Annotated in this window: 1 protein-coding gene; it reads right to left on the bottom strand. The window is 46.3% G+C overall.

All coding sequences use genetic code 11. From position 1 onward, the window contains the following. Positions 1-126 precede the first annotated feature (126 nt). Positions 127-861: a DUF6261 family protein gene (locus tag B5D40_RS01165; RefSeq protein ID WP_143394413.1), complete on the bottom strand. Its 735-nt coding sequence runs from the start codon at positions 859-861 to the stop codon at positions 127-129. Positions 862-1,231 lie beyond the last annotated feature (370 nt).

Raw genomic sequence — 1,231 nt, 5'->3', positions numbered from 1 at the left:
TCATATTTTAGAAATCCTTGCAATATTTTCACAGGGTAGAAATCAGTTTTCCCCAATAGTTATGCGGGCTGGACGAGATTTTAAGGGAGGACTAAATAGACGGGACTTCCAAGGGTTCCCCATCAGCTATTGCGGGGAATCCGGCGATTTCTCGTCGGGTTTGTCGTCCTTCTTTTTGCGTTTGCCGATCGCATCGTTCATCCGGTTGATTTCGGCATCGGCGACTTTATAAAATTCAAGAATCGATTCATTCCCGACAGCCTTCATCGTTTCCAGATACATGACGATTTTATCGTTCACCATCGACAAAATTTGTTTCCGGCAATTCGTTGCACTTTTCCCCTTGTTTTCGACAGCCTTTATATAGGCATCGTTCGCTTGCGTAAAAGCATTCTGGGTACTACGGATTAACTCGACAGCATGTCCGACCCCTTCCAGTCCCTTGATATTCTCTTTTAAATCTTCCGCGCTTAAATCCTTCAGCAGGCTTTCTATCATCGAAGATTCGCTGGTATAACCGACTTTGGTGATGGACGCCTTAGCGTATTTGTCGCAAATCGATTTGAGCGGAAGGGCGGCGGCCTTTTTCGCCTCGATGGGCATGGCTGCATAGCCCGCAACGACAGCAAAAAGCGATCTAATCGCTTCATCCCGCTCGGAATCCGCCTCGTCCAGTCTGGACAGAATTTTATCTTGCAGAATCGCCGTGGTGATATTCCCGAACAGCATATCGAGTTCCGCCATCAGTTTGGGCAAATAGGCATCGCTCTGCGCAAGGGTATCGGCCCGGAACGTTCTCAGCAGAGTATCCGCAAGCCCGGCGATTTCCGCGACACGAATGCCGCCTTTTACTTTATTCATATATCCTCCATAGATGTTTATGATTATTTTGGCATGCGCATAAACTAACATTTGTTTTAGAATTTGGTAAAATGTTGTATGTAAAATTTTCAACAAATTTGTACGATTCTTTAAGTTTGTGTAAAATTTTACAAAGACCGCAAAGAGTCGGCTGAATCAGGGACCACCCTTCGACTGGCTCAGGGACCGATTGTCGAAGCACGGTTGCTGAGCCTGTCGAAGCACGGTTGCTGAGCCTGTCGAAGCAAATCGGTTTTGGTGCGTTTTCTCGTGAAAATTGATCGCCGCAGAAAGTTTCAGCGTGTTTTTACGTGAAAATTGTCTGCCGCAGAAAGTTTCAGCGCGTTTTTACGTGAAAATTGACCGCCGC

The organism is Fibrobacter intestinalis (assembly GCF_900167415.1).
GTDB classification, from domain to species: domain Bacteria; phylum Fibrobacterota; class Fibrobacteria; order Fibrobacterales; family Fibrobacteraceae; genus Hallerella; species Hallerella intestinalis.
The sequence above is the reverse complement of the archived record's forward strand: the minus strand, read 5'-3'. Positions and strand labels throughout refer to the sequence as shown.

Bases quoted from the DNA above. Each gene is read 5' to 3' on its own strand.
- B5D40_RS01165 (WP_143394413.1), bottom strand. From the start codon at position 861: ATGAATAAAGTAAAAGGCGGCATTCGTGTCGCGGAAATCGCCGGGCTT.